The sequence below is a fragment of the uncultured Limnohabitans sp. genome (assembly GCF_937889215.1).
GTDB lineage: Bacteria > Pseudomonadota > Gammaproteobacteria > Burkholderiales > Burkholderiaceae_C > Limnohabitans_A.
The window spans coordinates 1-3147 of sequence record NZ_CALBEX010000499.1; the positions used below are offsets into that span (position 1 = coordinate 1).

A 3147-nucleotide genomic window follows, 5' to 3' on the forward strand; every position below is an offset into this window, starting at 1 on the left:
CGCAAACCGCTGGTGATCGCGGGCGGTGGTGGCTGGACACCGCAGTCGGCGCAAGCCTTGCAACGTTTTGCCGAAAACTGGCAGCTGCCCGTGACCAATGCCTTCCGTTTTCAGGACACGTTTGACAACCACCACCCCTTGTACGCCGGGGATGTGGGCATCGGGATTGGCCCTGCACTGGCCCAGCGCGTGCGCGATGCCGACCTGATCGTGGCCATCGGCCCGCGCTTGGGTGAAATGACCACCGGTGGCTACACCTTGTTGCAAGCGCCCAAAACCCATCAGAAGCTGGTGCACATCCATGCCAGTGCCGAAGAGCTCAACCGTGTTTACCAAGCCGACTTGGCCATCAACGCCACCATGAACGCGGCCGCCCGCAGCCTGGAGGTCTTGAGTGCGCCCACCGAGCTGCCATGGTCCGATTGGACGCAAGCCGCGCACACCGACTACCTGAACAACCTCAAGCCACAGGCCTTGCCCGGCGACATCGACATGCCCGCCATCGTGGCCACGTTGCAAAAGCATTTGCCAGCGGACGCCGTGCTGACCAATGGCGCGGGCAACTTCGCCAGCTGGATGCACCGTTTTTACAAACACCATGGCTTGGTCAAAGGCCACAAAACCCAGCTGGCCCCTACGGTGGGTGCCATGGGTTATGGCGTGCCAGCGGGCATTGCGGCCAATTTGTTGACCGGGCGTTTGGCCTTCACCATCGGCGGGGACGGTGACTTCTTGATGAACGGCCAAGAACTGGCCACGGCGGTGCAGCATGGCGGCAAAAGCATCATTGTGTTGCTGAACAACGGCATGTACGGCACCATCCGCATGCACCAAGAGCGCGAATACCCCGCCCATGTGACAGGCTCGAAACTGCAAAATCCAGACTTTGCCGCTTTGGCTGCGGCTTATGGTTACGTGGGCGTGCGCATTGAGCACACCCAAGCATTTGAGTCGGCCCTCTTGGAGGCTCTGGCGCGTCCCCAAGGCACGCTCATTGAGGTCGTTCTAGACCCAGAGGTGATCAGTACACGCGGTACCCTGAGCGCCATTACACAGGCCGCTTTGGCCCGACAAGAAAACACTTGATCACGGTGCTTGTCCTTCATTTTTAGGCCTATTTTTTGGCTTGTTGGCTGTTACTTGGGTGGAAGTCCGTTGACCCATAAAAAAACCCGCCGAAGCGGGTTTTTTTATGGGTCAAGCGGTTGAATTACTTCAAGTGCTTGCCGATCAGGCCAGCCATTTCAAACATGGTGACTTGCGCCTTGCCGAAAACTGCCTTGAGCTTGTCATCAGCATTGATGGCACGGCGGTTCACGCTGTCTTGCAGATTGTGCTTCTTGATGTAGACCCACATTTTGCTGACCACCTCAGTGCGTGGCAGGGGCGCTGCACCCACAACGGCTGCCAATGCGGCACTGGGTGTCAGTGCTTTCATGAAGGCCGGATTAGGGGTGCGCTTGGTTGCGGGTGCCGCTTTTTTAGCAGGAGCCTTAGCCGCTACTTTTTTAGCAGGTGCTGCAGCTTTTTTAGCTGAAGCTGCCTTGGTTGCCGGGGCTGCTTTTTTAGCGGGTGCTGCAGCTTTTTTGGCCGGGGTTTTTTTCGCAGTTGCCATGATGAAATTCCTTAGGTCGGAAGGTGGTTCTCCGCTGAGAAACGATTTGTTTTCAGCTAGAGGGATGCTAATGGAGAAAGCGGTGCTTTCCAAGCAGAAAAATCATTTTTATCTAGGTGTTGTTGCTGATTCACCCCTTTTTTTGGGCTTTTCTTGGTCTTGCTGTCTTTTTTGACCATGGCTGCCACTGTCATGGCCTTGATGATCGTTTGTTGTTCTACGCCGCCACCAACACAATCCGCCATCAGCTTGTGTCACTTTGAATGCAGTAGCCGGGTTTTTCTGTTGTCAGTGGCGCGCGATTTTTGGCTTTGCCCAAGACTTGATCGGCTCCTGATTTTCGTCTTTTCAAACTGCGCGTTTGATTTTCATATGGCGATATATGAAGGGCGGAAAAACCACTTTCCATGTTTCATCGAGCGATAAAACTTTTCGCATTGAGGAATTACGTCCTCAAGTTATTGATTTTAAACAAATAAAAATATGTCTTGTATAAGACATAAGATAAGTTTTAGGTCTTCTATAAGAGTTAAGATGATCAGCAGATTGGGGGGCCGATTGGTACCCTTGACATATTTCAACTTGACTACAGGAGTTATTTCCATGCCAGCAGACATCACACAAGAACTGAGCCGCGAACAACAAATCGCAGCCCTCGAAAAAGACTGGGCCACCAACCCACGCTGGAAAGGCGTGAAGCGTGGTTACTCTGCAGCTGATGTCGTGCGTTTGCGCGGCAGCATGCCCATCGAGCACACCCTCGCAAAGCGCGGTGCAGAAAAGCTCTGGGAAAAAGTCAACGGCGGCGCCAAGAAGGGCTACGTCAACGCTTTCGGCGCAATCTCTGCCGGTCAAGCCATGCAACAAGCCAAAGCTGGCTTGGAAGCCGTGTACCTGTCGGGCTGGCAAGTGGCTGCGGACGGCAACACCTCCGAGACCATGTACCCCGACCAGTCGCTCTACGCTTACGACTCGGTGCCCACCATGGTTCGCCGCATCAACAATACTTTTAAGCGCGCTGACGAAATCCAGTGGGGCCGTGGCATCAACCCAGGCGACAAAGAATTCATCGACTACTTCTTGCCCATCGTGGCCGATGCTGAAGCCGGTTTCGGCGGCGTGTTGAATGCCTTCGAACTGATGAAGAACATGATCGCATCCGGTGCGGCTGGCGTGCACTTCGAAGACCAATTGGCCGCGGTGAAGAAATGCGGCCACATGGGTGGCAAAGTGTTGGTGCCCACACATGAAGCGTGCGAAAAATTGATCTCTGCACGTTTCGCCGCTGACGTCATGGGTACATCCACCATCGTATTGGCCCGTACCGATGCTGAAGCTGCCAACTTGATCACTTCTGACCACGATGCCAACGACAAGCCTTTCTTGACCGGCGAGCGCACCCAAGAAGGTTTCTACCGCGTCAAAAACGGTTTGGAGCAAGCCATCAGCCGCGGTGTGGCTTACGCCCCTTACGCTGACTTGGTGTGGTGCGAAACCGGTGTGCCCGACATTGGCTTTGCCCGCGAATTCGC

4 protein-coding genes are annotated in these 3147 nt (G+C 54.7%); 2 read left to right on the plus strand and 2 right to left on the minus strand.

Going from position 1 to position 3147, the window contains the following annotated elements:
- On the plus strand, positions 1 to 1086 hold a 1086-nt coding region (locus tag Q0341_RS12635; protein WP_299513912.1), incomplete at its 5' end, for a thiamine pyrophosphate-dependent enzyme.
- A gap of 124 nt (positions 1087 to 1210) precedes the next feature.
- Here the strand turns inward: Q0341_RS12635 and Q0341_RS12640 are convergent.
- Together Q0341_RS12640 and Q0341_RS12645 are read right to left on the minus strand one after the other, a co-directional pair.
- Positions 1211 to 1615 carry an SWIB/MDM2 domain-containing protein gene (locus Q0341_RS12640; protein ID WP_299513921.1) on the minus strand — a complete coding sequence of 135 codons (405 nt, stop codon included), beginning with the start codon at positions 1613 to 1615 and terminating at the stop codon, positions 1211 to 1213.
- Between the two features lie 56 nt (positions 1616 to 1671).
- The gene (locus tag Q0341_RS12645) at positions 1672 to 1860 is read right to left on the minus strand and encodes a hypothetical protein (protein ID WP_299513915.1); all 189 of its coding nucleotides are present in this window, start codon (positions 1858 to 1860) and stop codon (positions 1672 to 1674) included.
- Positions 1861 to 2218: 358 nt separating this feature from the next.
- Between Q0341_RS12645 and aceA the strand changes: the two genes are divergently transcribed.
- Positions 2219 to 3147: isocitrate lyase (aceA, locus tag Q0341_RS12650; RefSeq protein ID WP_299513918.1), on the plus strand; the 929-nt coding region annotated here is incomplete at its 3' end.

What these genes read in the sequence shown, in the direction of transcription:
- Q0341_RS12640 (WP_299513921.1), bottom strand. Translation starts at nt 1,615, where the DNA reads ATGGCAACTGCGAAAAAAACCCCGGCCAAAAAAGCTGCAGCACCCGCT.
- Q0341_RS12645 (WP_299513915.1), bottom strand. Translation starts at nt 1,860, where the DNA reads ATGGCGGATTGTGTTGGTGGCGGCGTAGAACAACAAACGATCATCAAG.